This window comes from Streptomyces sp. NPDC102467 (assembly GCF_044765445.1).
Lineage (GTDB): Bacteria > Actinomycetota > Actinomycetes > Streptomycetales > Streptomycetaceae > Streptomyces.
Map to the genome: position 1 here is coordinate 1 of NZ_JBIWKA010000012.1, position 24,736 is coordinate 24,736.

22 protein-coding genes are annotated in these 24,736 nt (G+C 71.9%); 7 read left to right on the forward strand and 15 right to left on the reverse strand.

Annotated features, from left to right (window positions below):
- Nucleotides 1-285 precede the first annotated feature (285 nt).
- Both ACIREE_RS24840 and ACIREE_RS24845 read right to left on the reverse strand, forming a co-directional pair.
- Nucleotides 286-1,026: a 2OG-Fe(II) oxygenase gene (locus ACIREE_RS24840; RefSeq protein WP_404156103.1), complete on the reverse strand. Its 741-nt coding sequence runs from the start codon at nucleotides 1,024-1,026 to the stop codon at nucleotides 286-288.
- Nucleotides 1,027-1,040: 14 nt separating this feature from the next.
- Nucleotides 1,041-1,604 (reverse strand): methylated-DNA--[protein]-cysteine S-methyltransferase, encoded by a 564-nt coding sequence (locus ACIREE_RS24845; protein WP_404156106.1) that lies wholly within the window; start codon nucleotides 1,602-1,604, stop codon nucleotides 1,041-1,043.
- 241 nt (nucleotides 1,605-1,845) lie between these two features.
- On the opposite strand from ACIREE_RS24845, the gene ACIREE_RS24850 reads away from it, so the two are divergent.
- The gene (locus ACIREE_RS24850; protein WP_404156109.1) at nucleotides 1,846-2,679 is read left to right on the forward strand and encodes a putative protein N(5)-glutamine methyltransferase; all 834 of its coding nucleotides are present in this window, start codon (nucleotides 1,846-1,848) and stop codon (nucleotides 2,677-2,679) included.
- A gap of 33 nt (nucleotides 2,680-2,712) precedes the next feature.
- On the opposite strand, the gene ACIREE_RS24855 is transcribed toward ACIREE_RS24850, so the two are convergent.
- The 4 genes from ACIREE_RS24855 to ACIREE_RS24870 form a co-directional block, all read right to left on the reverse strand.
- A complete protein-coding gene (locus tag ACIREE_RS24855) occupies nucleotides 2,713-3,357 on the reverse strand; it encodes a DUF4230 domain-containing protein (protein WP_404156111.1) in 645 nt (214 codons plus the stop codon).
- Nucleotides 3,358-3,405: 48 nt separating this feature from the next.
- The gene (gene otr(A), locus ACIREE_RS24860) at nucleotides 3,406-5,331 is read right to left on the reverse strand and encodes a tetracycline resistance ribosomal protection protein Otr(A) (protein ID WP_404156114.1); all 1,926 of its coding nucleotides are present in this window, start codon (nucleotides 5,329-5,331) and stop codon (nucleotides 3,406-3,408) included.
- A gap of 162 nt (nucleotides 5,332-5,493) precedes the next feature.
- On the reverse strand, nucleotides 5,494-5,928 hold the full coding sequence (locus ACIREE_RS24865; RefSeq protein WP_404156117.1) for a protein phosphatase: 435 nt from the start codon (nucleotides 5,926-5,928) through the stop codon (nucleotides 5,494-5,496).
- Complete coding sequence (locus tag ACIREE_RS24870) at nucleotides 5,925-6,575, reverse strand: TetR/AcrR family transcriptional regulator (protein ID WP_404156119.1); 651 nt, start codon at nucleotides 6,573-6,575, stop codon at nucleotides 5,925-5,927. Before ACIREE_RS24870 ends, ACIREE_RS24865 begins: the two co-directional genes overlap by 4 nt.
- A gap of 96 nt (nucleotides 6,576-6,671) precedes the next feature.
- Here ACIREE_RS24870 and ACIREE_RS24875 point away from each other — a divergent pair, with 96 nt between their 5' ends.
- Complete coding sequence (locus ACIREE_RS24875) at nucleotides 6,672-7,604, forward strand: DMT family transporter (protein WP_404156121.1); 933 nt, start codon at nucleotides 6,672-6,674, stop codon at nucleotides 7,602-7,604.
- Here the strand turns inward: ACIREE_RS24875 and ACIREE_RS24880 are convergent.
- The 3 genes from ACIREE_RS24880 to ACIREE_RS24890 all read right to left on the reverse strand — a co-directional run bounded on the left by ACIREE_RS24880 (nucleotide 7,601) and on the right by ACIREE_RS24890 (nucleotide 10,610).
- Nucleotides 7,601-8,755: a dihydrofolate reductase family protein gene (locus ACIREE_RS24880; protein WP_404156124.1), complete on the reverse strand. Its 1,155-nt coding sequence runs from the start codon at nucleotides 8,753-8,755 to the stop codon at nucleotides 7,601-7,603. The genes ACIREE_RS24875 and ACIREE_RS24880 overlap by 4 nt on opposite strands.
- A 37-nt stretch (nucleotides 8,756-8,792) precedes the next feature.
- Nucleotides 8,793-9,764, reverse strand: a complete 972-nt coding sequence (locus ACIREE_RS24885; RefSeq protein ID WP_404156127.1) for a glutathione S-transferase family protein — start codon at nucleotides 9,762-9,764, stop codon at nucleotides 8,793-8,795.
- A 213-nt stretch (nucleotides 9,765-9,977) separates the two neighbouring features.
- Nucleotides 9,978-10,610: a PAS domain-containing protein gene (locus tag ACIREE_RS24890; RefSeq protein ID WP_404156915.1), complete on the reverse strand. Its 633-nt coding sequence runs from the start codon at nucleotides 10,608-10,610 to the stop codon at nucleotides 9,978-9,980.
- 229 nt (nucleotides 10,611-10,839) lie between these two features.
- On the opposite strand from ACIREE_RS24890, the gene ACIREE_RS24895 reads away from it, so the two are divergent.
- The gene (locus tag ACIREE_RS24895; protein WP_404156129.1) at nucleotides 10,840-14,040 is read left to right on the forward strand and encodes a cytochrome P450; all 3,201 of its coding nucleotides are present in this window, start codon (nucleotides 10,840-10,842) and stop codon (nucleotides 14,038-14,040) included.
- Nucleotides 14,041-14,251: 211 nt separating this feature from the next.
- Nucleotides 14,252-14,488 (forward strand): hypothetical protein, encoded by a 237-nt coding sequence (locus tag ACIREE_RS24900; RefSeq protein ID WP_404156132.1) that lies wholly within the window; start codon nucleotides 14,252-14,254, stop codon nucleotides 14,486-14,488.
- Between the two features lie 88 nt (nucleotides 14,489-14,576).
- Here the strand turns inward: ACIREE_RS24900 and ACIREE_RS24905 are convergent, their stop codons facing one another.
- Together ACIREE_RS24905 and asnB are read right to left on the reverse strand one after the other, a co-directional pair.
- On the reverse strand, nucleotides 14,577-14,966 hold the full coding sequence (locus ACIREE_RS24905; protein ID WP_404156135.1) for a VOC family protein: 390 nt from the start codon (nucleotides 14,964-14,966) through the stop codon (nucleotides 14,577-14,579).
- A gap of 126 nt (nucleotides 14,967-15,092) precedes the next feature.
- The gene (gene asnB, locus ACIREE_RS24910) at nucleotides 15,093-16,934 is read right to left on the reverse strand and encodes an asparagine synthase (glutamine-hydrolyzing) (RefSeq protein WP_404156138.1); all 1,842 of its coding nucleotides are present in this window, start codon (nucleotides 16,932-16,934) and stop codon (nucleotides 15,093-15,095) included.
- A gap of 333 nt (nucleotides 16,935-17,267) precedes the next feature.
- On the opposite strand from asnB, the gene ACIREE_RS24915 reads away from it, so the two are divergent.
- Entirely contained in the window at nucleotides 17,268-18,140 is an 873-nt protein-coding gene (locus ACIREE_RS24915; protein ID WP_404156141.1) for a phosphotransferase, read from the forward strand.
- Nucleotides 18,141-18,223: 83 nt separating this feature from the next.
- Here the strand turns inward: ACIREE_RS24915 and ACIREE_RS24920 are convergent, their stop codons facing one another.
- Complete coding sequence (locus tag ACIREE_RS24920) at nucleotides 18,224-19,399, reverse strand: TIGR03364 family FAD-dependent oxidoreductase (RefSeq protein ID WP_404156144.1); 1,176 nt, start codon at nucleotides 19,397-19,399, stop codon at nucleotides 18,224-18,226.
- Between the two features lie 126 nt (nucleotides 19,400-19,525).
- Between ACIREE_RS24920 and ACIREE_RS24925 the strand changes: the two genes are divergently transcribed.
- Both ACIREE_RS24925 and ACIREE_RS24930 read left to right on the forward strand, forming a co-directional pair.
- The gene (locus tag ACIREE_RS24925) at nucleotides 19,526-20,317 is read left to right on the forward strand and encodes a GntR family transcriptional regulator (RefSeq protein ID WP_404156147.1); all 792 of its coding nucleotides are present in this window, start codon (nucleotides 19,526-19,528) and stop codon (nucleotides 20,315-20,317) included.
- Nucleotides 20,314-20,997 (forward strand): phosphonatase-like hydrolase, encoded by a 684-nt coding sequence (locus ACIREE_RS24930; RefSeq protein ID WP_404156149.1) that lies wholly within the window; start codon nucleotides 20,314-20,316, stop codon nucleotides 20,995-20,997. Before ACIREE_RS24925 ends, ACIREE_RS24930 begins: the two co-directional genes overlap by 4 nt.
- Here the strand turns inward: ACIREE_RS24930 and pgm are convergent.
- The 3 genes from pgm to ACIREE_RS24945 all read right to left on the reverse strand — a co-directional run bounded on the left by pgm (nucleotide 20,990) and on the right by ACIREE_RS24945 (nucleotide 24,583).
- Complete coding sequence (pgm, locus tag ACIREE_RS24935) at nucleotides 20,990-22,612, reverse strand: phosphoglucomutase (alpha-D-glucose-1,6-bisphosphate-dependent) (protein WP_404156152.1); 1,623 nt, start codon at nucleotides 22,610-22,612, stop codon at nucleotides 20,990-20,992. The genes ACIREE_RS24930 and pgm overlap by 8 nt on opposite strands.
- 107 nt (nucleotides 22,613-22,719) lie before the next feature.
- Nucleotides 22,720-23,472 carry a Clp protease N-terminal domain-containing protein gene (locus ACIREE_RS24940; RefSeq protein ID WP_404156155.1) on the reverse strand — a complete coding sequence of 251 codons (753 nt, stop codon included), beginning with the start codon at nucleotides 23,470-23,472 and terminating at the stop codon, nucleotides 22,720-22,722.
- Nucleotides 23,473-23,548: 76 nt separating this feature from the next.
- The gene (locus ACIREE_RS24945) at nucleotides 23,549-24,583 is read right to left on the reverse strand and encodes an aldo/keto reductase (protein WP_404156158.1); all 1,035 of its coding nucleotides are present in this window, start codon (nucleotides 24,581-24,583) and stop codon (nucleotides 23,549-23,551) included.
- Nucleotides 24,584-24,736: the final 153 nt, after the last annotated feature.

Here is a 24,736-nt window from a genome sequence, read left to right on the forward strand (position 1 = left end):
AGAAACCGACCCCGTTCACCTGGACCAAAACAGCCGAAGAAATCCTCGACTCACTCGCCCGCTTCTGCCAACGGATCTCCGGCGCGGGACACTAGGGCCTGTCTGACAATTCCCGTCTGCCCCGCGACGCCTGGCACGCACTCTCGCCGCACCGGGCGCAAGGCCAAGTACGTCCAGTACGAGGCCTTGCACCCGGCACGCCGAGAGCACGCACCAGACGCCGCGGGGCCGCCCTCCGGGCAACGACGGGAATTGTCAGACAGGCCCTAGGAACAGCGGCGGCGCTCACTCGGCGTCGTGGAAGACGAGCCCCAGCGTGTGCCGGCGGCCCGAGCGGACCGTGCTCACGCCGTGCCGCATGGGGCCGTTCGCCCAGCCGCGCACCGAGCGCACCGGCCGGTCCCGCGTCGTGAACACCAGCGCGTGCCCCTGCGAGAGCGTCGTGGCGAAACCGCGCGACTGCGCGCGAGGCCGCTGCTCGGTCATCAGGAACTCGCCGCCGCGATAATCCGCGCCCGGCTCGTCCAGACCGATCACGACCTGCAGCGGGAAGACCAACTCGCCGTACAGATCACGGTGCAGCGCGTTCCAGTCGCCAGGACCGTAACGCAGCAGGATCGGCGTCGGCCGCCGCTGGCCCGCCGCGTGACACCGCTCCAGCCAGGCGTCGAGCGCGTCCGGCCAGGGCGCGGGCCGGTTCAGGCGCCGCGCCCAGGACCGCGCGATCGGCAGCAGCCGCGGATAGAACGCGGCGCGCATCTCCTGGACGAGATCGGGCAACGGGTGCTCGAAGTAGCGGTACTGGCCCTGGCCGAACCGGTAGCGGGCCATGTCGACGGTCGACCGGAAGCGGGCCACGTCGTCATAGAGCGCGGCGACGGACCTGCACTCGGCCGGGGTGAGCACCGGCCGTGAGGTCAGGGCGCTGCCGGACGCGTCCAGCTCTCCGGCGAGCTCGGCCCAGTCGAGGCCGTCGAGCCGGTCCTGCGCCGTGCCGACAGGCCTGCTCGTGTGGGTGCTGGTCATGGGATGCGTTCCTGTCACGAAAGGGGAAGCTGTGCGGGCAGGGCGCCTTCGAGAACGAGCAACTGCTCCTTCCTGGCCACACCGGCGGCGTACCCCTTGAGGGTTCCGTCGGCGCCGATGACCCGGTGGCAGGGGCGCACGATCAGGAGCGGGTTGCGACCGATCGCGGCACCGAGGTCACGCACCGCGCCACGCGGAACTCCGAGGTGCCCGGCCAGGGCTCCGTACGTCGTCGTGGTGCCGTACGGGATCGCCTCCAGGGCGCTCCACACACGGCGCTCGAAGGCGTCGCCGTACGGGGTGAAAGCGAGGTCGAAGCCGGTGCGCCGCCCGTCGAAGTAGGCGTCCAATTGCTCGGCCAGCGCTGTGAAGGCGTCCGGCGCGTGCCGCCACTCCTCGCGGACGGCGGCGCGGCGCCGCCCCGGCAGGGACAGGGAGACCAGCGCCGTCCCGCCGGGCGCCCGCGCCGACTCCTCGCCGACGGCCACCATGTCGCCCAGCGGCCCGGACAGCGTCGCGTACAGGAGGGTGGCCTCTTCGGGGAAGGCCCCTGCTGCGGGGCCGGATGTCTGCTGCATGCCTCAAGACTGCTCGCGTGCGCGAGAGCATGCTGGCGGGAATCGGACGCGGAGTCCTGTGCGGTAGTGTGACCGGGCCCAAGAGAGCCACGAGGGACCGAGGAGGTGAGTCCGATCACTGCTGTGTCAGGTCGGGAGCTCCCTTCTCCTGTCGTACGCACCGTCCGCGCGCACTGAGCGGGACGGCGGCCGTTCGACGCCCGGGAGCCCCATCGGCTTCCCGAGAGGTCATACATCAGCCATGTCGCTTCCCCCGTCGCCCCTCTCCCCGTCCTCCCCGCTCCCTGCCGAGCCGCCTTCCGCTCTTCCCACCGACCCTGCGTCGGTCGTCACGACCCTGCGCCGAGCCGGCTGTGTCTTCGCCGAGGACGAGGCGCGCGTCCTGTTCGCCAGCGCCCGGGACACGGCCGAGCTGACCGCGATGGTCGAGCGCCGCGCCGCCGGCCTTCCCCTCGAACACGTCGTGGGATGGGCCGAGTTCTGCGGGTTGCGCGTCGCGGTCGACCCCGGTGTCTTCGTGCCGCGTCGCCGCACCGAGTTCCTGGCCCGGCAGGCGCGGGCCTGCACACCGCCCGACGCCGTCGTCGTCGACCTGTGCTGCGGCACCGGCGCGGTCGCCGCCGTGCTCGCCGACCGGCGCCCCGCGCGGCTGCTCGCGGCGGACCTCGACCCGGCCGCGGTGCGGTGCGCCCGGCGCAACATCGAGCCGCTCGGGGGAGAGGTCTACGAGGGCGACCTGTACGAACCGCTCCCCGTGGAGCTGGCGGGCCGGGTCGACATCCTCATCGCGAACGGCCCGTACGTCCCCACGGGCGACGTGCCGCTGCTGCCGCCCGAGGCCCGCGACCACGAGCGGCGCATGGCCCTCGACGGCGGCGCCGACGGCCTCGACGTGCTGCGCCGGGTCGCCGCCGGAGCACGGCGGTGGCTGGCGCCGGGCGGCCGGCTGTTCGTGGAGACCAGTGAACGGCAGGCCGCGGCCGCAGAGGCGGCCGTACGCTCCGCCGGTCTGCGGCCACGGGTGAGACAGGACGACGACCTCTACGCCACGGTGATCATCGCGACGCGTACTTGAGGTGCGTTCGCCGCCTCTGGCGGAACGCGGGGCTCACGTCGCGTAGGACACCTTCACGTCCTTGAACCCCAGGGAGCGCAGCAGGCCTTGCAGCATGCTGGTCGTGTTGCGCTCGGCGCGTTCGGTGAGCCCGCTGTCCCGAGCGGCCTCCCCGATGTGCCGGGCGGCCAGCTTGCGCACGGCCCGCTCGTCGTTGGGATTGTCCGAGAACAGGTCGCCGAGCCGGTCGAGGAGACCCCGCTGCTTCGACACGGCGTAGGACCGGTCGGTGTCCAGTGCGGGAGTCCCCAGGCGGGCATGGGGCAGCTTGAGCGTCGCCGACGTCCGCTCGTCGTTCACCCGCACGTCCCCGGACCCGACCTTCCCGAGATCCACGTACGCCTCGACGCTGCCCGCCCCGATGTAGAGGGTCCGGGTCCCCCGGATGGCGTCCGGGAGGTACTTGGTGTCCTTCTCCAGGTCGACCACGACCTGGAAGTTCCCCGACGCGGCGTCGTAACGGCTCATGTCCCGCACGGACTTGAGCAGCGCGGGCCCCGACCGGTCGTGCGTCTCGGTACCGAACACGTCGTCCAGCCGGTGCAGCAGCCGCAGCCCGGTGAAGACGAGTACCAGCACCACGACGAGTACACCCAGGAGCTTCGCCCAACGGGGCAGTGGCACAGTCCTCGACGTCATGACGGAAACCTCCTTCCCTAGGAGGCCTCATTCCACCGTATCGATTGATCACGCCTTCGGAAGCGCCCCGGAACCGCGGAACGGGCGATCGCCAGACACACGCGACCACCAGACCCCCTCGCCGCGCGTGAGCCCCGGCAGGGCCAGCTCCATCTCCCGCACCCTGCGTGCCGTCAGTTCCCCCGAGATCAGCCATGCCTCCCGGCCGCCCGTCGTCTCCCCGAACTCAGCGCCCAACGCGGCCAGTTGGGCGGCGACCGGAGCGAGCGAGTCCAGGGGCACCTCCACCTCGAAGGAGTGCACCGGCTCGAAGACCCGGGTCCCTGCCCGCCGCAGGGCCTCCCGGGCCACGAGCGCGGTCACGGTCCGGAAATCGCCCGCCACGCTCACCGGGGAGTCGAACCCGGAGCGGATCAGCGTCACTTGGCAGTCCGTCACGGGCCAGCCGTGCGGCCCGCCCCGCGCCAGGGTGGCGTGCACCGAGTCCTCGACGGCCTGGTGGAACGCCCGGGGGAGCGCGCCCAGTTCGGTCTCGTACGAGAAGACGCGGCCCGAGCCGCCCGGCCCCGGTTCGATCCGCAGACCGACGGTCGCGGGCAGTCCTGTCGTGCTGCGGTGGCCCATCTCCTCGACCGCCTCGCCCGTGCCCGCGGGACGCTCCACGCAGCGGATCCGGCTCGGCTCGAACGCCGCCTCGATGCCGAACTCCTGCACCAGGGTGGCTCCCAGGACCTCCTTCTGCACCTCTCCGTAGAGCAGGAGTGCCGTGCTGCCGTCGGGTTCCGGGCGGGCGTGGATCAGCGGGTCCTGGTCGGCGAGTTCGAGCAGGGCCGAGCGGAGCGCGGCGCCCTGCCCGGGGCGGACCGCGCGGGCCAGCGTCTCCAGTGTCGGCGGCGCGAACCGGGCCTGGGCGCCGTGGAGTTCACCGAGCCGGTCGCCCACGCGGATCCCGGCCGTGCCGCGCACCTCGGCGATCTGGCCGGGCCCGACGGTGTCGTCGTCCCCGGAGCCGACGACCCGGATCCCGGTGAGCCGACCGGCGACCGGCTCCGTGCCGCCCTCGGCGTCGCGCCGCAGGAACGTCACCTTCTGACGCGCCCTCACCTCACCCTCGTACAGGCGCAGATAGCCGATGCGCTCGCCCACGGGACCGCGTCGTACCGCGAACACCGTGCCGGTGGGGCGCCCCGACTCCGCCCCGGGTTTCGCGGTGGAGGGAATGAACGTCCGTACCGCATCGAGCAGTTGGGGGACGCCCTGGCCGCCGATCGCCGAGCCGAACAGCACGGGGTGGAGGGAGCCGTCGCGGGTCCGCCGCACCAGTGCGTCGCGTACCTCGCCGGAGCTCGGGGGCGGTCCGTCCACCAACGCGGCCAGGATCGTGTCGTCGACCTCCGCGAGGGTCCGGGCGGCCTCGTCCCGCACCGCCGGGTCGTCGAGCGCCCGGGCCGTGACGCCGGCGCGTGAGGTGCCCGCGTGCCGCACGTCCGTCAGGGGCACCACGTGCGGGGTGAGCCGGCGGCGGATGTCGTCGAGCAGCGGGACGGTGCGCGCGCCCGCCCGGTCGATCTTGTTGACGAACACGAGCGTGGGCAGCCCGAGCCGGCGCAGCGTCTTGAGCAGCACGCGCGTCTGCGCCTGCACCCCCTCGACGGCGGAGATCAGCAGGACCGCCCCGTCGAGCATGTCGAGGGCGCGTTCGACCTCGGCGATGAAGTCGGAGTGGCCCGGGGTGTCGATGAGGTTGATCTGGGTCTCCCCGACGCGGAGCGCGGCGACGGCCGAGCGGATCGTGATGCCGCGCTGCCGCTCGATCGCGCCGGTGTCGGTGCGGGTGTCCCCACCGTCGACGCTGCCGAGCCGGTCGATGGCGCCCGTGTCGAACAGGAGCCGCTCGGTGAGGCTGGTCTTACCGGCGTCGACGTGGGCGAGAATGCCGATGTTCAGGGTCGTGCGTACCTGCGGGGTCTGCATGGAAGGTCGAGTCCTCGAAAGCTGTGGTCCGGCGGGGTCGCTGAACTGCTTCGAGGAATCGGCGCATTCGGGTCTCCTGAACCGGCGAGTGCGGTGACCCGCCCCTGCCTATGAGGACTGTGACCGGCCTATGGTGCGCAGCGCGTCACCGCCGGGCGCAACTCAATTTCCGGGCGGAGCGAACCGGCGTACGTACCGCTTCTGCCAGGGCGTCTCCACGGCGTGCCGGTCGTAGGCGCGACGCACGTACGCGACGGCCTCGGCGGGCGGTACCCCGTCCAGGACGGCGAGGCAGGCGAGCGCGGTCCCGGTCCGGCCCCGGCCGCCCCCGCACGCCACCTCCACCCGCTCGTCGGCGGACCTGCGCCACGCCTCGCGCAGTACGGCACGCGTCCGCTCGGCATCGGCCGGCAGCCAAAAATCCGGCCAGCGCAGCCAGGTCGACTCCCAGTCCACGGGCGGGGGCTGCCGGCCGAGGAGGTGGACGCCGTACGTCGCCGTCGGGCCCGGCGGCAGCGGATCGCGCAGCCCCCGGCCGCGCACGAGCCGGCCCGACGGGAGGAGCAGGACGCCGGGGCCGCCCGGCTCCCAGGTCATGACGCCTCCCGTGCGGCGGAGAGCAGGAATGCCGCAAGGCGCCGCGCCCGACCGAACGCGTCCGGGAACACATCGAGTCCGTCCGAGACCAGCGTGCCCTCGTGCAGCAGCATCAGCGAGCGGCCCAATTCCCTTGCAGCGTCCGGCGACACGTCCTCGGCGAGCCGGGTGAACAGCTCCAGCATCCACTGCTTCTGCCCGGTGATCACGGCGTAGGCGGGATGGGCCGGATCGCTGATCTCGGCATGCGCGTTCACCATGCTGCAGCCCTTGCCGCTGTGCGCCGCCATCCATTCCTTCGAGGCGTCGAAGACGGCCAGGACCCTCTCGACCGGGGTGAGTTCGGCCGGGTCGTGGTGCGCGGCGAGGAAGGCCCGCCAGCGCGCGTCCCGCGTGGCCAGGTAGTCGACGACGATGCGCTCCTTGGAGCCGAACCGGTCGTAGAGCGTCTTCTTCGTGACGCCCGCCTCGGCCGCGATCAGATCGACCCCGACGGCATGGATGCCGCGCTCGTAGAACAGCCGCGACGCGGTCTCCAGGACGCGGCGTGCGGCCGGGGTGAGGTCGGGGCGGTCCGGATCGACGGTCGTCGGAGCGGGGGTCGACGGGACAGGAGCCGTAGGGGCCGGGGTCGGCGAGGTGCGCATACTCCAGAGTAAACCGATCTGTATAGTGGAGCCAGTAGACCGATCTGTATACCTATCCTGTCTGTCCTGTCTTCCTGCTGAGGCGGTGCCCGCGCGATGAACATCCTTCTGTCCCTCGGATTCGTCCTGACCTGGAGCTCCGGCTTCATCGGCGCCAAACTCGGCGCCGGTGAGGCGAGCGCCGTGACCACGCTGATGTGGCGGTTCCTGCCGCTCGCACTGGTCCTCGGGGCCGTCGCCGCGACAGCCGGGCGGCGCTGGTGGCGCGGCCTGACCTCGCGCGACATCGGACGCCAGATCGTCGTCGGCGCGCTGTCGCAGAGCGGCTATCTGCTGACCGTCTACTACGCCATCCAGCTCGGCGTCTCCAGTGGCACCACCGCCCTCATCGACGGCACCCAGCCGCTCGTCGCGGGCGCGCTCGCCGGACCACTGCTGCGGCAGTACGTCAGCGCACGGCAGTGGCTCGGACTGTGCCTGGGGGCGGCCGGGGTCGTCGTCGTCACCACGGCCGACGCGGCAGCCGTCAGCGGCGTCGCCGGGTGGGCGTACCTGATCCCCTTCCTCGGCATGCTGGCGCTGGTGGCGGCCACGTTCGTGGAGAGCCGCTCGCCCACGCGCGTCGAGCCGATGGCCGCCCTGACCGTGCACTGCGCCACGAGCGCCGTCGTTTTCACGGTCCTCGCCGTCGCGGCCGGCGGAGCGGCGCCGCCCACCGCGCCGTCCTTCTGGCTCGCGATCGCCTGGCTGGTCGGCCTCTCCACGTTCGGCGGCTACGGCCTCTACTGGATCGTGCTGCGCCGGCGTGGGCTGACCCAGGTCAACGCCCTGATGTTCCTGATGGCACCCGTGACCGCGGTGTGGGGAGCGCTCATGTTCGACGAGCCGTTCAGCGTGCGCACCGCCCTCGGACTCGCACTCGGGCTCACCGCCGTCGTGGTCGTACGGGGCAGCGGCACACGGCAGCGCCAGACCGTGGAAGCGGGCGGCGCAGCGCCGTCCCGACCGCGCCACAGCCCAAGCCGCTAAGCCTGGCCGGTCCCCGTGACCAGGTGCCGGTTGGGACGCATGGCCGCCTCGGTCAGCTCAGGTACCTCCGCGACGACGACGCCCGCCCCGGCCAGCACCCCGATCCCGTCGGCGCCCGGCACGAACGTGTCCGGCTCCCGCCACGCCGTCACCACGCGCCGCACGCCCGCGTCGACGAGCAGCCGCGCGCACGGCTTCGGGCGCGACGCCCGGCGCGCGCACGGCTCCAGGCTGCTGTAGACCGTGGCGGCCGCGAGGCGCGGATCGTCGGGGGCGAGCTTGCCGAGCGCGGCCTCCTCGGCGTGCACGACCGGGTCGCCCGCCTCCCGCGAGTGACCCCGCGCGAGCTCCGATCCGTCGGCCGCGACGATCACCGCGCCGACACTGAACGCGGTCTCCGACGGCGGGCAGTCCGCGGCCAGTTCGCAGGCCGTTCGCAGCCAGTGCCGGTCGGCCGCCGTCGCCGCGTCCGCGGTGCCGGGCACGGTCGGCGCGTACCGCGTCACGATCACATCGCCGACCCGCTCCGTGTCCAGGACCCGCATCCGGCCGCGCGGCCCGCCCGGGTACGAGCCGGGGCCGAACAGCCGGGGCGCGTCCGGCTCGCCGACCACCAACGGCGCGGCGGCGAGCCGCAGTTCGTCCGCGAACCCCAGCTGCAGCAACTGCGTGTGGACCCGCGCCCCGCCCTCGACCATCAGCCGGCGCACGCCCCGCGCCCCGAGATCGTCGAGCAGTGCCGCCCACTCCACCGCGGGACCGAGCGCCACCACGTCGGCGGCGCCGCCCAGGCGGGTCCGCGCGAGCTCGGCGCCCTTGTCCGTCGTGTAAAGCAGCCGTGCGCCGCCGGTGGTCCAGAACGGGGCGCCGGGGTCCAGATCGCCTGATCCGCTGACCGCCACCTTCAGCGGGTACGCGGGCCGCCCCGCCTCGACCCGCCGGGCGCGCCGCTCGGCGGAGTTGACCAGCAGCCTGGGCCGGTCCGCGCGCAGCGTCCCCGCGCCGACGAGGATCGCGTCGCTCGCCGCGCGCTCCGCGTCGACCCGCTCGAAGTCCTCGGGCCCGGACAGCAGCAGCCGCTCGGGCCCGGTGTCATCGAGGCAGCCGTCGAGCGAGACGGCGGCGGACAACAGCACGTAAGGGCGGGACATGGCGACTCCGTGACCGGGCGGGACGTAGGCACCGACCCTACCGAGGCGCGGGCGGCGTCCCGTCACCGAACGGCCGCCCGCCGAGCCGCTCCCGGCCGTGCGGCGTCTCCCAGCCCGAAAGGTCAGGACCCAGCGGCACGATCGCGGTCGGATTGATGCCCGTGTGCACCTCGTAGTAGTGACGCTTGATGTGGTCGAAGTCCACGGTGTCGCCGAAGCCGGGCGTCTGGAACAGATCCCGCGTGTACGCCCACAGCACCGGATCCTCGGTCAGTTTGTTGCGGTTGCACTTGAAATGGCCGTGGTAGACGGCGTCGAAGCGGACCAGCGTCGTGAACAGCCGGATGTCCGCCTCCGTGATCGTGTCGCCGACGAGATAGCGCTGCCCGGCGAGCCGCTCGGACAACGCGTCCAGGCGCGCGAACACATCCCGGTACGCGTCCTCGTAATCGCTCTGCTTCGCGGCGAACCCGGCCCGGTACACGCCGTTGTTCACGTCCCGGTACACGTCCTCCATCACCGCGTCGATCTCGTCGCGCAGCGGCTCGGGGTAGAGGTCGGGCGCGCCGGCCCTGTGCAGCGCCGTCCACTCGGTCATCAGGTCGAGGGTGAGCTGCGGGAAGTCGTTCGTGACGAGCTTGCCCGTCGGTACGTCGACGATCGCGGGCACGCTGACACCGCCCGGGTAGCCCGTCTCGCGGGCGTCGTACGCCTCGCTGAGATACCGGATGCCGAGGACCGGGTCGCGGTCGTCCGGGTCGAGCGTGAAGCGCCAGCTGCGGTCGTCCTGGATCGGGTCGGTGACCGCCAGGGACAAGGCGTCCTCCAGGCCGAGCAGCCGCCGCACCACCAGAGCGCGGCTCGCCCACGGACAGGCGAGGCTGACGACGAGACGGTAGCGGCCCGCCTCAACGGGCCAGCCGTCTTGCCCGTCGGCCGTGATGCGGTCGGCGAAGTGACTGCGGGACCGCTTGAATTTCCTCTTGCCGAGCGAGTCGTTGCCGTTCACGGGGTTTCCCTCCAGATCCGGGGCCCTGCGCGGGCCACGGTGACGAGCCTGCCCGCGAATCATGCCGCGCACCACCGAGTCGCGGGTAGTTTGTCAGTGGCCGGTGAGACGCCCGGAGCAGCCGAGGAGTTGCGTCCCGGGGCGGTGCTCCGCTTCTCCATCGACCCGGACATGCGGGGCGAGCGTGCCGTGGAAGGAGCTGTACGAAGACGCCTACACCGCGGCCGGATTCCCCTCGGGCGCGCCCGTGCCGGGCCCGGACGACCCGACCTGAGGCGGCCACACCCCTGGCTCCAGAATCCCCAACGCATAGGCGCGGGCGACCAGTTCGGTGCGGTTGGCCGCGCCCCACCGCTGGGACAGGCGCCGCAGGTGATAGGTGACGCCATCCGTCGTCAGGCCCGTCTCGCGTGCCGCCCGCGCCGTCGTCGCGCCCGCGGCGAGCAGCGCGAGGATCCGCTCCTCGTTCGGATGCAGCGGCGCCGGGGCGGGCGCCGGACGCGGCGCGGCCACGCCCGTCACCCGCAACATCACCAGCAGATCGGGCAGCGCGTTCGGGGCCTCGCTCACCGGGTCGACCATCAGCTCCCCGCTGCGGTCCGTCCCGTCGGCGCCCTGCCACGTCACGGCCACGGCATAGCGCGAGCGGCGCCGCAGCTTCAGCGCCTCGACGAGTCGGTCGACCTGCGTCCCGTCGCGCGGCGCGAACATCATCAGCAGCTCCCGGCCCTTGAGCCGGCCAGGCGTCGTACCCCACTCGGCGGCGAGCGCGGCGTTCGCCAGGCGCACCACTCCGTACGGATCGCACACGGCGACCGGCATCGGAATGCGGTCGAAGAGAACCATGGCGCGATTGCGCCACACCACCGCGTCCACCGTTCCACTCCTTCCCCGTGGCTCTGGTTGCCTCTGTGGCCCTGGTCCCGTCGGCCATGAACCCACCGCGCATCGCGCACAAGCCCGGCATGCTCTCGGTCACTACACAATCATGTAGTGCGGTGGCGCCGAGCAGCGGGGGAGCGGGAGCAAGCTGGAAGCGCCGATCCCCCCACCCGCGAAAGGCTGTTGCCGCACCATGCCGCACCCCACGCTGCTCCCGGCGCCCGCCGTCCTCCCTGGCTCCCCTGTTGATGGGGTTCCGCTCGTCGACATCTCCGCCGCCGGGCCAGGTCCGGCCCCGCTGCAACAGGTCATGGGCCTGATGCGGGAGCACGGCCCGGTCCTGGTGCGCCGCCTGCACGGCCGCGACGCCCTGTTCGTCGCCGACCTCGACCTCGTCACCGAACTCGCCGACGAGACCCGCTTCACCAAGCACATCGGGCCCGCCCTGGAGAACGTCCGCGCCTTCACCGCCGACGGCCTGTTCACGGCGTACAACGACGAGCCGAACTGGGCCCGCGCCCACGACATCCTGATGCCCGCCTTCGCGCTCGGCTCGATGCGCGGCTACCACCCGGTGATGTACCGGGTGGCGCGCCGCCTCATCGACACCTGGGACCGCGCCGCCCACGACGGCCGGCCCGTGGACGTGCCCGGCGACATGACGCGGATGACGCTCGACACCATCGGACTGGCCGGATTCGGCTACGACTTCGGGTCGTTCGCGAGCGCCGAACCGCACCCGTTCGTCGAGTCGATGGTGCGCTGCCTGGAATGGAGCATGAAACGCCTCGCCCGCACCCCGGGCGGCGATCACGCGGCGGCCGACGCCGCCTTCCGCACCGACGCCGACTACCTCGCGCAGGTCGTCGACGGCGTCATCACCGCCAGGCAGAGCGGCGGCGAACAGCACACCGACGACCTGCTCGGCCTGATGCTGACCGCCGCACACCCGCGGGACGGCGCGACGCTGGACACCGCCAACATCCGCAACCAGGTCATCACGTTCCTGATCGCCGGGCACGAGACGACGTCCGGCGCGATGTCCTTCGCCCTGTACTACCTCGCCAAGAACCCGGCCGTCCTCGACCTCGTCCGCCGCGAGGTCGACGACCTGTGGGGGGACACCGCCGACCCCGAGCCGGACTTCGACGAGGTCGGCCGCCTCACCTACACCCGCCAGGTCCTCAACGAGGCGTTGCGGCTGTGGCCCACGGCCGCCGCGTTCAGCAGGGAGGCCCGCGAGGACACGCTGCTCGGCGGACGCGTCCCCGTGCGTGCGGGACAGGGAGTGTCCGTGCTGGCCCCGATGCTGCACCGGCAGCCGGTGTGGGGCGACAACCCGGAACGCTTCGACCCGAACCGGTTCACGCCCGACGCCGAGGCGGCCCGCTCGCCGCACGCCTTCAAGCCCTTCGGCACCGGTGAACGCGCCTGCATCGGGCGGCAGTTCGCGCTCCACGAGGCCACCATGCTGCTGGCGATGCTGGTGCACCGCTACCGGCTGCTCGACCACGCCGACTACCGGCTCACGGTGAAGGAGACCCTCACCATGAAGCCGGACGGTTTCACCCTGACCCTCGCCCCGCGAACCCCTGCCGACCACCGCCACTCTTCGCTGCCGGGCCACGTCTCGGCTCCCGAACAGGCCGTGGATGCAAGGGAGTTGCCGGTACGGGTCCGGCCCGGGACCCGCGCCCTGTTCCTGCACGGCAGCAACTACGGCACCTGCCGGGACCTCGCCGCCCAGCTCGCCGACGAGGCCGCCGCCCTCGGCTGCGCGACCGATGTCGCCCCCCTCGACACCTATGCCGAGAAGCTGCCCACCGATCAGCCGGTGATCGTCGTCGCCGCCTCCTACAACGGGCAACCGACCGACGACGCGCGGCAGTTCGTCGCCGCGCTCGACCGGGCCGCGGACGGCTCCCTCGACGGCGCGGTGCACGCCGTGCTCGGCGTCGGCGACCGCAACTGGGCCGCCACCTACCAGCACGTCCCCACCCGCATCGACGACCGGCTCGCCGCGCTCGGCGCCGAGCGGCTGTGCGAGCGCGCCGCCGCCGACGCGTCCGGCGACCTGAACGGCACCGTGCGCACCTTCACCGCGGGCCTGCGCGCCGCCCTTCTGGAGCGGTACGGCGACCCCGACGCCACCGACGCGGCGCCCGCGCCCGCGCCCACGGCCGCGTACGCGATCCGCGAGATCACCGGCGGCCCCCTGGACGCGGCCGCCGCCCGGCACGGGCTCGCCCCGCTGACCGTCACCGAGACGTACGACCTCACGGCCCCTGGCCACCCGCGCGTCAAGCGGTTCCTGCGGCTCGCGCTGCCGGCCGGGGCCACCTACCGGACCGGCGACCATCTCAGCGTGCTGCCCGCGCACGAACCCGCCCTCGTCGACCGCGCGGTACGCGCGCTCGGCGTCGACCCGGACACCGTGCTGGACATCCGCACCGACCGGCCGCGCCGTGACGGCCTCGCCGTCGACCGCCCCCTGACGGCCAGGGAACTCCTGTCCCAGCACGTCGAGTTGCAGCACCGGCCCACCCCCGCGCAGGTCGCCGTACTCGCGGCGGCGAACCCCTGCCCGCCCGAGGCCGCCGCGCTGGCGGCGCTGCCCGCCGACGATCCCCGCACGTTCGTCGAGCTCGTCGAGGGCCACCCGGCCCTGCGCGGCGTCCTCACCTGGACCCAACTCCTCGACCTGCTTCCGCCGTTGAAGCCCCGCCACTACTCCGTCTCCTCCAGCCCCGCCGTGCGGCCAGGACACGTGGACCTGATGGTCTCCGTCCTCGACGCGGCCGCCGCTTCCGGCAGCGGGCGCTACCGGGGTACCGGCTCCGCCCACTTGGCCGGAGCGCGTCCGGGCGACACCGTGCTGGGCCGCGTCCAGCCGTGCCGTGACGCCTTCCGCATCCGGCACGACACGCCCGAGCCGGTCGTCATGATCGCGGCGGGCACGGGTCTCGCGCCGTTCCGCGGCGCCATCGCCGACCGGCTCGACCTTGCGACCTCGGGCGGCCAATTCCCGCCCGCGCTCGTCTACTTCGGCTGCGACCATCCGGACCGGGACCTCCTGCACGCCGACGAACTGCGCGTCGCCGATGCCGCCGGGGCGATCTCCCTGCGGCCGGTCTTCAGCGAGGCTCCCGTCGACGGGCACGCCTTCGTGCAGCACCGCATCGCCGCCGAAGGCAAGGAACTCTGGGAGCTGCTGGGCGCCGGCGCCCGCGTGTACGTGTGCGGGGACGGCTCCCGGATGGCCCCGGGCGTGCGCGCCGCGTTCCGTGACCTGTACCGCCAACACGCCCCCGGGGCCGACGAGGCCGCCGCCGAACAGTGGCTGGCCGCGCTCGTCACCGACGGGCGCTACGTGGAGGACGTGTACGGCGGCTGATCCCGCAAGCGATGCTCGCTACCTCGACCGGGTACCGCACCCGGCCGAGGGCCCGAACCGTACGCTCCGTCACCGGTCACCGTGCGTGGCAGTCGTGGCAGTCGCGGCAGTCGGCCCAAGGGCCGCGCGATGGCGGTCGGCCGTCCGGTGGATTTCCGCTGGAACTCCGCCGGGATAGCGAGATCGCCGAAGCGGCGGCAGAATCAGACGCATGTCCCCTTTGTCCGCGGGTGTGACGTGGCTCGGACTCGGCCTGACGCTCGGTACGGCCGGTCTGGTGACCTATGGGCTCGCGGCGCTGCCCTGCTCGGGGAGCGTCCGCCCGGAGGACGCCGAACTGGTCTGCCGCCCGGCGCGGCGGACGGCCCTGGGCCTTGGCGTGCTGGGGGCCCTGGCATCGATCGTAGGAACCGTGTACCTCGTGCTCCATGCGACGAAGTTCCGTTGAACACACGACGTTCCGCTCGGTACAGGCACGCGGAGACGGGCGCACCGAGTGGGGCCGCGTCGGCGACGCGACCCCACCACCCGGTGTCTCAGTTGTCGCCGCTCCCGTAGGGGCGGGTGATGACCTCCATGCCGTGGTTCACCGGATCCTTGAAGTACACGCCACGACCGCCGTCGTGACGGTTGATCTCGCCCGGCTGCTTGCCGTGCGGATCGGCGTAGTACGTGATACCGGCATCCTTGATGCGCTGGAAGATGCCGTCGAACTCCTCCTCGGTGACGAGGAAGGCGTAGTGCTGGGTGACGATGGACTCGGCGGGGTTGGACGCGAAGTCCAAGGTCACACCGTTACTGAGGTCGAGTGCGACGAACGGGCCCCATTCGGCCCCGACGTCGAGTCCCAGGATGTGCGCGAGGAACTCGGCGGATTCCCGGTTGTCCCGGGCGTGCACGATGGTGTGGTTCAGCTGGACCGACACGATGGTTGCCTCCAGAAGGCAACTCCGGCACCTCCATGCCTCACCCGGACGGTGACCGGCACGCGATGCTGCCGCGGATAGTAGGCATGGCGCGGGGCGGCCCGCCAGTCGGGAAACCGGCCGTCGTCAGTCCAGCACCAGTTCCGGGTCGTACATGTCCAGCCACAGAGCCAGGTCCAGGGTGCGTTCCAGGCCGCGGCGGGAGGCCTGGGTGATCTGGGGCGCGTCACGGTTCGCCGCGCGGGCCACGCGCTCGCGGTCGACGATTTCGAAGACACGGTGCGAGGGAAGGGCGAGCAGTTCCTTGGCGTGGTCCTGCAGCGCGACCGCGTACTTCGGGTCCTGCGTCGACGGGTACGGGCTCTTGACCCGGTCGTACACCGACTGCGGCAGCACGTCCGCGGTCGCCTCGCGCAGCAGGCTCTTCTCGCGGCCGTCGAACGACTTCAGCGCCCAGGGCGTGTTGTACACGTACTCGACGAGCCGGTGGTCGCAGAACGGCACCCGCACCTCCAGCCCGACCGCCATGCTCGCCCGGTCCTTGCGGTCGAGGAGCACCCGCACGAACCGGGTCAGGTGGAGGTGGCAGATGCGCCGCATCCGGTACTCGAAGTCGCTCTCCCCGTCGAGGCGCTCGATGTCGCTGATCGCGGTCGAGTAACTGTCGGCGACATAGCCGGCCAGGTCGAGACGCTTGGTGAGCTCGGGGCGGAGCACATCCGCGTCGTCGCCGAAGTGATCGCCCATCCGCACCAGCCAGGGGAACGTGTCGGCGTTGCGCGCCTCCTCGTCGAAGAACTGCAGATAGCCGCCGAACACCTCGTCCGCCGACTCGCCGGACAGCGCGACCGTGGAGTGCTCGCGGATGGCGCGGAAGAGGAGATACAGCGAGGCGTCCAGGTCGCCGAAGCCGGCCGGGATGTCACGGGCCCGGATCACCTTGGCCCGTACCTCCGGGTCGGCCAGCGCCTGCGAGTCGAGCACGATGTCGCGGTGCTCGGTCCCGGCCGACTCCGCCACGTCGTGCACGAACGGGGTGTCGGGCGTGCTGCGCAGCTCGTCCGCGACGAAGTTCTCCGCCTGCCCGACGAAGTCGACCGCGAAGCTGCGTACGGTCTCGCCCCGCTCGGCCAGCTGCTGCGCCGCGATCGCCGTCATCGCCGACGAGTCGAGACCGCCCGACAGGAGCGTGCAGCGCGGCACGTCCGAGACCAGCTGGCGGCGCACGATGTCGTCGAGCAGGCCGCGCACCGTGGCGATGGTCGTGTCCCGGTCGTCGGTGTGCGCCCGCGTCTTGAGCGTCCAGTAGGCGTGGCTGCGCAGCCCGGACCGGTCGACGGTGACGACCGTGCCCGGCTCGACCTCGTGCATCCCGTCCCACACCGCGTGTCCCGGAGTCTTCACGAACGTGAACAACTCGCGGAGTCCGTCCAGGGTGACGCGGGCCTTGGCGAGCGGGTTCGCGAGGATCGCCTTGGGCTCGGAGCCGAACAGCACGCCGTCCGCGGTCGGGTAGAAGTAGAACGGCTTGATGCCCATCCGGTCGCGGATCATGAGCAGCTTGCCCACGCGCCCGTCCCACACGGCGAACGCGTACATTCCGTTGAGCCGCTCGGGAAGGTCCTCGCCCCATTCGAGGTAGCCGCGCAGCACCACCTCGGTGTCCGAGTCGGTCCTGAACTCATGGCCCAGGCCTATGAGTTCGGCGCGCAACTCGGTGTAGTTGTAGGTCTCTCCCGAGTACACGAGAGCGACCGTGCCGCTCGGTGTCGTCGCGGTCATGGGCTGTCGGCCGCCCGGCAGATCGATGATGGCGAGCCTGCGGTGACCGAGCGCCGCGGGTCCCTCGATCCAGGTGCCGCGGTCGTCGGGACCGCGGCATTCCATTGTCTGCGTCATCGCATCCAATGTGTCGGCCGAGACCTGCAGGTCACGGTCGAAGGAGATCCAGCCGGTGATGCCACACATACGTTTCCTCCTGCTTCACGTTCCGCCGTGGGCAGCCGGACGGGGCCCCGCCGGCCTGCGCGGAAGCAGGCGTGGTGGGGGCCGGGGCCGAGTCGGTTGTACACGGCATCTATATGTCGAGCGTGTGTCATGGCGGCGGGCCGGTCAACGTGGCCGTAACGCGGGAAGCGACGCCATCCGAAAGGTTTCGGCCGCGTGGCCACCGGCCGACCGGAATGATTCCCTTTGCAAATCCCCCGTAGGGCAGGGGGTGTTGGCGTAAGTTGCCTCGGGCGACCAGTGCGATCCGGCCATCGGCAAAGGTTTGATCAATGTTGCTGGCATCATCGCCGGATGAATTCCTGGGAACGCGCGGAACGTCTCGACGCCGACCACCTCACCGACGCGCTGTACGAACGGACGGGGGTGCGGCTGACCGTCGAGGGCCCGTGCTCCGGCGGCCAGGTCGGCGCGGCCTACGTGCGGTGGGCCCACGGGCGCCGATCCGTCCTCAAGTGGCGCCCGCGGACGGCCCGCTCCGACCTGGAGAGCGGCCCGCTCGCGGTGTGCGAGGCGCTACGGGGGGCCGGCTACCCCTGCCCGGCGACGGAGTTGACCGCCCAGGTCGGCCATGCCGTCGTCCACGTACAGGAGTTGCTGCCGGGAGCGCCGATACATCTCATGGACGAGGACGGCCTCGACCAGGTCCTCGCGCTGAACGACCTGCAAGCGGGCGCCCTCAAGGCCCACCCCGGGGTTCCGTCCGCGCGGCTGTATCTGACACGGGACGGCCCCGGCTTCTGCCTCCACGAACCGCTCCGCCGCCACAGCCGCCGCACGGCGGAGCTGGAGCGCCGCGTCCGTGACGTCGGCGCCCGGCATCCCGACGTCCTACGGGGCGACGACGCCCTGCACCTCGACTTCCACCCCGGCAACCTGCTGCACGTCGACGGCCGGATCACCGGAGTCGTCGACTGGGACGGCGCGGCCCGCGGCGACCGTCGACTCGACCTGGTCACCCTGCGCTTCGGCCTGCACGCCCCCGGGCGGCAAAGCGGCCCCGGCGTCGTCGAACGGCTCGACGCGCTGCTCGACGCCCTGCCCGCCGACGTGCTCGGGCCGGCCTGGGCCCACATGAGTCTGCGCATGACGGACTGGGCGGTGCGGCACTTCACCCCTGACGAGGTGCGGCACTGGCTCGACCTCGCCGAGCGGCGCCTCGGCTGACCCGCGCCCGCGCCGGACGGACCGTCCCGCCGCGGTACGTGTGCCCGGGCTCGGAGTGTGTTCCGGGCCGAGAGGGACCTGACTCATGCCGTCGCGCGCAGTGACCCGTCGAACGTCGCGGCGGCCAGACCGAACGACAGCGTCATCCCGACCCCCGACGTCACCGACAGCGCCCGCACCCCCGGCGCCACGTCCCGGACGAGCAGCGGCCCGCGCGCGCTGCTCGCGTACACGCCCTGCCAGCGCTCGGTCACCCGCACCTCCCGTACCCCGAGGACCCGTGCGACCTCGCGCAGCAGCAGCGCGGACACCGCCTCGTCCTGGAACGGGATCTCCGTCGCGTCGTACGAGTGCGAGTCGCCGACCAGGACCGATCCGTCGGGCATCCTGGTGAACATCACGTTGGCCACGACGTCGAGCAACTCCGCGCTGTGGCCGCTGACTTCGGCCCGCAGTGCGGGCGCCGACGGGGTCGCGGTGAAGGCGTCGTAGCGCAGCATGGACGTGGCGGTCAGGACCGCGGCGTCGGTCCTGAAGGCGGTGGGCGCCTCGACGCGGGCCATCGACAGACGGCAGCGCTCGATGCCGTGCGCCTCCGCCTCCCGCGGGTACAGGCGGTCCAGGTCGTGCCCGACGCAGAGCAGGATCTGGTCGCCGTGGACCGGGCCGCGACTGGTGTGCACGGTGCCGGACTCGACGCCGGTCACGTTCGTGCCCCACACGACGCTCGCGCCGGGCTGCTCCGCGAGCCACTCGGCGAGCCGGGGCGCCGCCTCCCGCGGGTTCACCCGCAGATCGGCCGGCAGCAGCGCGCCCCCGGCCAGATCGCCGCGCTCGTCCGCGGTCCTGCCGAGCGCGTCACCCACCTCGTCCCGCGTGCGCAGCCGCACCGCGTCGGCGCCGCGCTCGTCCCGCAGCTCCTCCAGGACCGCGAGTTCCGTCGCCGACCGCGCCACTACGAGCGCGCCCGCCTCCGGCGCCCACAGTCCGGCCCGCGCCGCGGCGTCCAGCCAGCCCGTGCGCGAGCGGGTCGCGAGGTCGAGCAGCTCACCGCGTTGCGCGGTGACGCAGCAGTGCCCGAAGTTCCGCACGGACGCGCCCACCGGCCGCAGATCCCGCTCGACCACCGTGACGCGCAGGCCCCGCCGCACCGCCTCGACGGCGTGCGCGAGACCGACGATGCCGGCGCCGACCACGACGAGGTCGCTGTGGTCACGCGGCAGGGTGACGGGGAGAGGTGGTGCGGTGGCGATGCTCATGCCACCACCCTGCGGAGTGGAGATCGACTCTCGCAAGAGCTGTCTATACAAGTTTTCCGGATGTTTACCGGATGGGCAGCCAGGTGGGCCTTGTCCTGTACGACCCGGGGCTGCGAGACTCGACTTGTGAAGACAACTGAGGACGGGCCGCTCCACCAGCGGCTCGGAGCGGAGTTCCGGCGGCGGATCGAGGCGGGGGAGTGGCCCGAGGGGCACCCCGTGCCGAGCGAGGGCCGGCTCTGCGAGGAGTTCGGCACCTCGCGCGGTCCGGTCCGCCAGGCCCTCGCGCAGCTGCGCGCGGAGGGGCACCTCGTCGGCGGCCGCGGCAGACCGCCGGTCGCCCGCCGCGTCACGCCGTCCCAGCCCTTCGCCTCCCTCATGTCGTTCACGCAGTGGGCGCACTCCATCGGGCGCACCCCGGGACAGTTCACGGTCGAGGTCGCCCGCCGCCGCGCGACGCCCGACACCGCGGCACGCCTCGGCCTCGACGAGGGCGCCCCGGTCGTCGACCTGGTGCGGCTGCGGCAACTGGACGGGGTGCCCGCCATGATCGAGCGCTCCTCGTTCGTCCTCGACGTGGGCCTCCACCTGTTCGCGGTCGACCCCGACGCGGGCTCCGTCTACGAGGCACTCACCTCCCGCGGTGTCGACCTGCACCACGCGCGCCACACCATCGACGCCATCGCCGCGGACCGCGCCGATGCCGACCTCCTGAACACGGCAGAGGGCCAACCCCTGTTGCGTGTAAGGCGGTTGGCGTTCACCGGTGACGGTTCACCCGTGGAGTTCGCGGACGACCGCTATCTGCCGTCCATGGCCACCTTCACCATCGAGAACACCGTCGGGGGCCGCACCGTCGCCGGTCGCGACCACTCCGACAGCGCTCCGCCCCTCCCCACCGTCAAGGAACCTCAGTGATTGAACTCGCCGTCTTCGACATGGCAGGCACGACGATCGAGGAGCACGGCGCCGTGTACGAAGCACTGCGCCACGCCGTCGAATCGACCGGAGTCACCGTCACCACCGCCGACCTCCAGACCTGGATGGGCACCGACAAGCGCGAGGCCATCGCGGCCCTCGTCCGCATCGGCGGCGGTGCCCCCGACGCCGACCTGGTCGAGCGGCAGTACACCGCCTTCCGTACGTTCCTCAAGAAGCGCTACGAGGACGTGCCACCGCAGCCGATCGTCCACGCCGACAAGGCACTTGAGGAGTTGCGCGCCCGCGGCGTCAAGATCGCCCTGACCACCGGCTTCAGCGACGACGTGGCGCTTCCGCTGCTCGCCTCGCTCGGCTGGTCCACCGGCGAGGGCGGCAATCTCGACGCCGTCGTCACCTCCGACGACGTACGCCGCGGCCGGCCCGCGCCGTACATGATCCACCGGGCGATGGAGAAGTGCGGCGTCGACGACGTGCGCACGGTGCTCGTCGCCGGGGACACCATTGTGGACCTGGAGGCAGGGACGAACGCGGGAGCGGGTGTCGTCGTGGGCGTGCTCACGGGCCAGTTGACCCGCGAGCAGCTCGAACCCCACCCGCACACCTACGTGGTGAACTCGGTCGCGGACATCCCGGGTCTTGCGGAGACCGTCAGCTGAGCGCCGCGTCCACGATCGCCTGTGCCTCGCTCTGCACCTGCGCGAGATGCTCGGCCCCGCGGAACGACTCGGCGTAGATCTTGTACACGTCCTCCGTGCCGCTCGGCCGCGCCGCGAACCACGCGTTCTCCGTGGTCACCTTGACGCCGCCGATCGCCGCACCGTTGCCGGGAGCCTCGCTCAGCCGGGCGGTGATCGGCTCCCCGGCGAGGGTGTCCGCGGTGATCGCGTCCCCCGTCAGCCGCGCGAGCCGCGCCTTCTGCTCCTTCGTCGCCTTCGCGTCGATCCGCGCGTACGCGGCGCCCGACGCCCCGTACTCCGCGGCGAGTTCGGCGTAGTACACGGACGGGGTCTTCCCGGTCACCGCCAGGATCTCGGCGGCCAGCAGGGCGAGCAGGATGCCGTCCTTGTCGGTCGTCCAGACGCTGCCGTCCTTGCGCACGAAGCTCGCCCCGGCGCTCTCCTCACCGCCGAACGCCACCGAGCCGTCGACCAGGCCCGGCACGAACCACTTGAATCCGACGGGTACTTCCACCAGATCGCGGCCGAGCGAGGCGGCGACCCGGTCGATGACGGCGCTCGACACGAGCGTCTTGCCGACCGCCGCCGACGCCGACCAGCGCGGCCGGTGCGAGAACAGATAGTGGATGGCGACGGCCAGATAGTGGTTCGGGTTCATCAGCCCCGCGTCCGGCGTGACGATGCCGTGCCGGTCCGCGTCCGCGTCGTTGCCCGTGAGCAGATCGTAGTCGTGGCGGCGCGCGAGCACCGACGCCATCGCGGGCGCCGACGACGGGTCCATCCGGATCTTGCCGTCCCAGTCCAGCGTCATGAAGCGCCAGGTCGGGTCGACCGCCGGGTTGACCACGGTGAGGTTCAGCTCGTACATCTCGGCGATCCGCGCCCAGTAGTCGACGCTCGCGCCGCCCAGCGGATCGGCGCCGATCCGTACGCCCGACTCCCGGATGGCGTCCACGTCGACGATGTTCCTCAGGTCCTCGACGTAGCGTTCACGGAAGTCGTACGGTTCCGGGGCCGGCGACTCGGCCGTGCGCGCCGACCAACTCGAGTCCTCGAGCAGCTCGTTGGCGCGCTGCGCGATCCACGACGTGGTGGCCGAGTCGGCGGGGCCGCCGTGCGGCGGGTTGTACTTGAAGCCGCCGTCGCGCGGCGGGTTGTGGCTCGGTGTGATGACGATGCCGTCGGCACGGTCGGCCGGCTCCTCGCGGTTCCAGCGCAGGATCGCGTGGCTGAGCGCGGGCGTCGGCACGTAACCGTCGAGGGAGTCGGCCATGACGCGTACGCCGTGCGCCGCCAGCACCCCGAGCGCCGTCTTGAGCGCGGGCTTCGACAGGGCGTGCGTGTCCGGGCCGATGAACAGGGGACCCGTGATCCCTTCGGCCGTGCGGTGCTCGACGATGGCCTGGGTGATCGCGGCGATGTGCTTCTCGTTGAAGGCGCCGTCGAGGCTGGAGCCACGATGGCCACTCGTGCCGAAGACGACGCGCTGCTCGGGGCGCGCGACGTCGGGCTCCCTCGTGTAATAGGCATCGACCAGCTCGTCGAGGTCGACGAGGTCGTCCGGCCGGGCGGGGGTTCCTGAGCGGTCAGTCATGCAGACAGTCTCCCATCAGCGGCTGTGGAACGAGCGGCGGCGCCGCTTCGGGCAGCCACCGCGGACCGGCCCGAAGCGGCGCTGCCCGAACCCGCCGTCGCGGGGGTTCAGGCCTCCCCGTCGGCTTCTTCGCCCGCCTCCTCGCGCGCCTTGAGGATCGCCGCGAGGGCCGCGAGGACATGCGCCTCGGCCTTGTCCTTGTCGATGCCCAGTCCGGTGAGCACCCCCGAGCCGTTCTCCTGCTCAAGGAGCGCGAGCAGGACGTGCTCGGTGCCGATGTAGTTGTGCCCGAGGCGCAGGGCCTCGCGGAAGGTGAGTTCCAGGGCCTTCTTGGCCTCGGCGTCGAACGGCACCAGGGCCGGCATCTCCTCGGAGGCCGCGGGGAACTGCGCCGTCGCCGCCTGCCGCACCGTGTCGAGCGGCACGTCCTGCGCGACGATCGCCTCGGCGCCGAGGCTGTCCGGCTCGAGCAGCAGGCCGAGGACGAGGTGCGCGGTGCCGATCGTGCTGCTCTTCGCGGCCCGCGCCTCGTTCTGCGCGGAGACCACCACGTTCCTGGCACGCGGGGTGTACCGGTTGAAGCCCTGGCTCGGGTCGAGGTCGCTCTCTGAGCCCTTCGGCACGAACCGCTTCTGCGCGGCCTGCCGGGTGACCCCCATGCTCTTGCCGATCTCCGTCCAGGAGGCGCCCGAGCGGCGGGCCTGGTCGACGAAGTGACCGATCAGGTGGTCGGCGACATCGCCGAGGTGGTCCGCCGCGAGCATGGCGTCCTGGAGCTGGTCGAGCGCGTCGGGGTGGACCTTCTTGATGGCCTCGATCAGATCGTCGAGACGGACGTTCGCGCCTACGGGATGCGTCATGAGGCAACCGTAGGTTGACAGCGACTGGGTGTCAACGTCGGGTTGACACCCGGTTCGCGCTGCTTTCTGTGCTCGCTCAGACGGTGGGCGGATTCAGCTGCCGGAAGCCGTCCTGGATCCGGTACGGGTAGTACGGGTAGGGCGCCTTGACCTCGCTCGCCGCGTCCAGCCTCGCGACCTGATCGGGGGTCAGCTCCCAGCCGACGGCGCCCAGGTTCTGCTTCAACTGCTCCTCGTTGCGGGCCCCGATGAGCACCGAGGAGACGGTGGGCCGGCGCAGCAGCCAGTTGATGGCGATCTGCGGGATCGCCTTCCCGGTCTCCTCGGCGATCTCGTCCAGCGCGTCGACGACCCGGTACAGGTGCTCGTCCTCGATGGGCGGCCCGAACTGCGCGGTCTCGTGCAGCCGACTGTTCGCCGGCAACGGCTGCCCGCGCCGGATCTTCCCCGTCAGCCGGCCCCAGCCGAGCGGGCTCCACACCACGGCGCCCACGCCCTGGTCGACGCCGAGCGGCATCAGCTCCCACTCATAGTCGCGGCCGGCCAGCGAGTAGTACACCTGATGCGCGGCGAACCGCGGCCGCCCGCGCTTCTCCGACTCGGCGAGCCCCTTCATCAGCTGCCAGCCCGAGTAGTTGGAGACGCCGGTGTAGCGGATCTTGCCCGCCTTGACGAGGTCGTCGAGCGTCGACAGCACCTCTTCCATCGGCGTGCCCGCGTCGTAGGCGTGCAGCTGGAACAGGTCGATGTAGTCCGTGTCGAGGCGGCGCAGTGCCGCCTCGGTCGCCCTGATCAGGCGTGAGCGCGAGACCCCGGCGTCGTACGGTCCCTCGCCGGTCGGCAGCGCCGCCTTGGTCGAGATCAGTGCCTGGTCGCGGCGGCCCTTGAGCGCCGCGCCCAGTACTTCCTCGGAGGCTCCGTCCGAGTAGACGTCGGCGGTGTCGAACATGGTGACCCCGGCATCGAGGCTCAGGTCGACCATGCGCCGGGCCTCGTCGATCCCGGTGTTGCCCCAGGCGGAGAACAGGGGCCCCCGCCCTCCGAACGTCCCGGCTCCGAAGCTGAGCGCGGGGACCTTCAGGCCGGATGTCCCCAACTGGCGGTACTCCATGGCGATCTCCTACGTAAACGGGTCCGTGGTTCCTTTAGCGTGTGACGTGACTGTAGCAGGGGATCGGCACGTAAGGGAACCTCAGTTCCTTTAAGTCGGCGCGCGTCGACGCAGCGCGAAGGGTGGCCGGGCATGTCGCCCGGCCACCCCTGG

Excerpts from the sequence above, each read along its gene's own strand:
- ACIREE_RS24855 (WP_404156111.1), bottom strand. The coding sequence starts at position 3,357 with ATGACGTCGAGGACTGTGCCACTGCCCCGTTGGGCGAAGCTCCTGGGT.
- ACIREE_RS24945 (WP_404156158.1), bottom strand. The coding sequence starts at position 24,583 with ATGGAGTACCGCCAGTTGGGGACATCCGGCCTGAAGGTCCCCGCGCTC.
- ACIREE_RS24865 (WP_404156117.1), bottom strand. The coding sequence starts at position 5,928 with ATGACCTGGGAGCCGGGCGGCCCCGGCGTCCTGCTCCTCCCGTCGGGC.
- pgm (WP_404156152.1), bottom strand. The coding sequence starts at position 22,612 with ATGACTGACCGCTCAGGAACCCCCGCCCGGCCGGACGACCTCGTCGAC.
- ACIREE_RS24895 (WP_404156129.1), top strand. The coding sequence starts at position 10,840 with ATGCCGCACCCCACGCTGCTCCCGGCGCCCGCCGTCCTCCCTGGCTCC.
- ACIREE_RS24900 (WP_404156132.1), top strand. The coding sequence starts at position 14,252 with ATGTCCCCTTTGTCCGCGGGTGTGACGTGGCTCGGACTCGGCCTGACG.
- ACIREE_RS24940 (WP_404156155.1), bottom strand. The coding sequence starts at position 23,472 with ATGACGCATCCCGTAGGCGCGAACGTCCGTCTCGACGATCTGATCGAG.
- ACIREE_RS24870 (WP_404156119.1), bottom strand. The coding sequence starts at position 6,575 with ATGCGCACCTCGCCGACCCCGGCCCCTACGGCTCCTGTCCCGTCGACC.
- ACIREE_RS24840 (WP_404156103.1), bottom strand. The coding sequence starts at position 1,026 with ATGACCAGCACCCACACGAGCAGGCCTGTCGGCACGGCGCAGGACCGG.
- ACIREE_RS24915 (WP_404156141.1), top strand. The coding sequence starts at position 17,268 with ATGAATTCCTGGGAACGCGCGGAACGTCTCGACGCCGACCACCTCACC.
- asnB (WP_404156138.1), bottom strand. The coding sequence starts at position 16,934 with ATGTGTGGCATCACCGGCTGGATCTCCTTCGACCGTGACCTGCAGGTC.
- ACIREE_RS24920 (WP_404156144.1), bottom strand. The coding sequence starts at position 19,399 with ATGAGCATCGCCACCGCACCACCTCTCCCCGTCACCCTGCCGCGTGAC.
- ACIREE_RS24850 (WP_404156109.1), top strand. The coding sequence starts at position 1,846 with ATGTCGCTTCCCCCGTCGCCCCTCTCCCCGTCCTCCCCGCTCCCTGCC.
- ACIREE_RS24875 (WP_404156121.1), top strand. The coding sequence starts at position 6,672 with ATGAACATCCTTCTGTCCCTCGGATTCGTCCTGACCTGGAGCTCCGGC.
- ACIREE_RS24890 (WP_404156915.1), bottom strand. The coding sequence starts at position 10,610 with ATGGTTCTCTTCGACCGCATTCCGATGCCGGTCGCCGTGTGCGATCCG.
- ACIREE_RS24880 (WP_404156124.1), bottom strand. The coding sequence starts at position 8,755 with ATGTCCCGCCCTTACGTGCTGTTGTCCGCCGCCGTCTCGCTCGACGGC.
- ACIREE_RS24845 (WP_404156106.1), bottom strand. The coding sequence starts at position 1,604 with ATGCAGCAGACATCCGGCCCCGCAGCAGGGGCCTTCCCCGAAGAGGCC.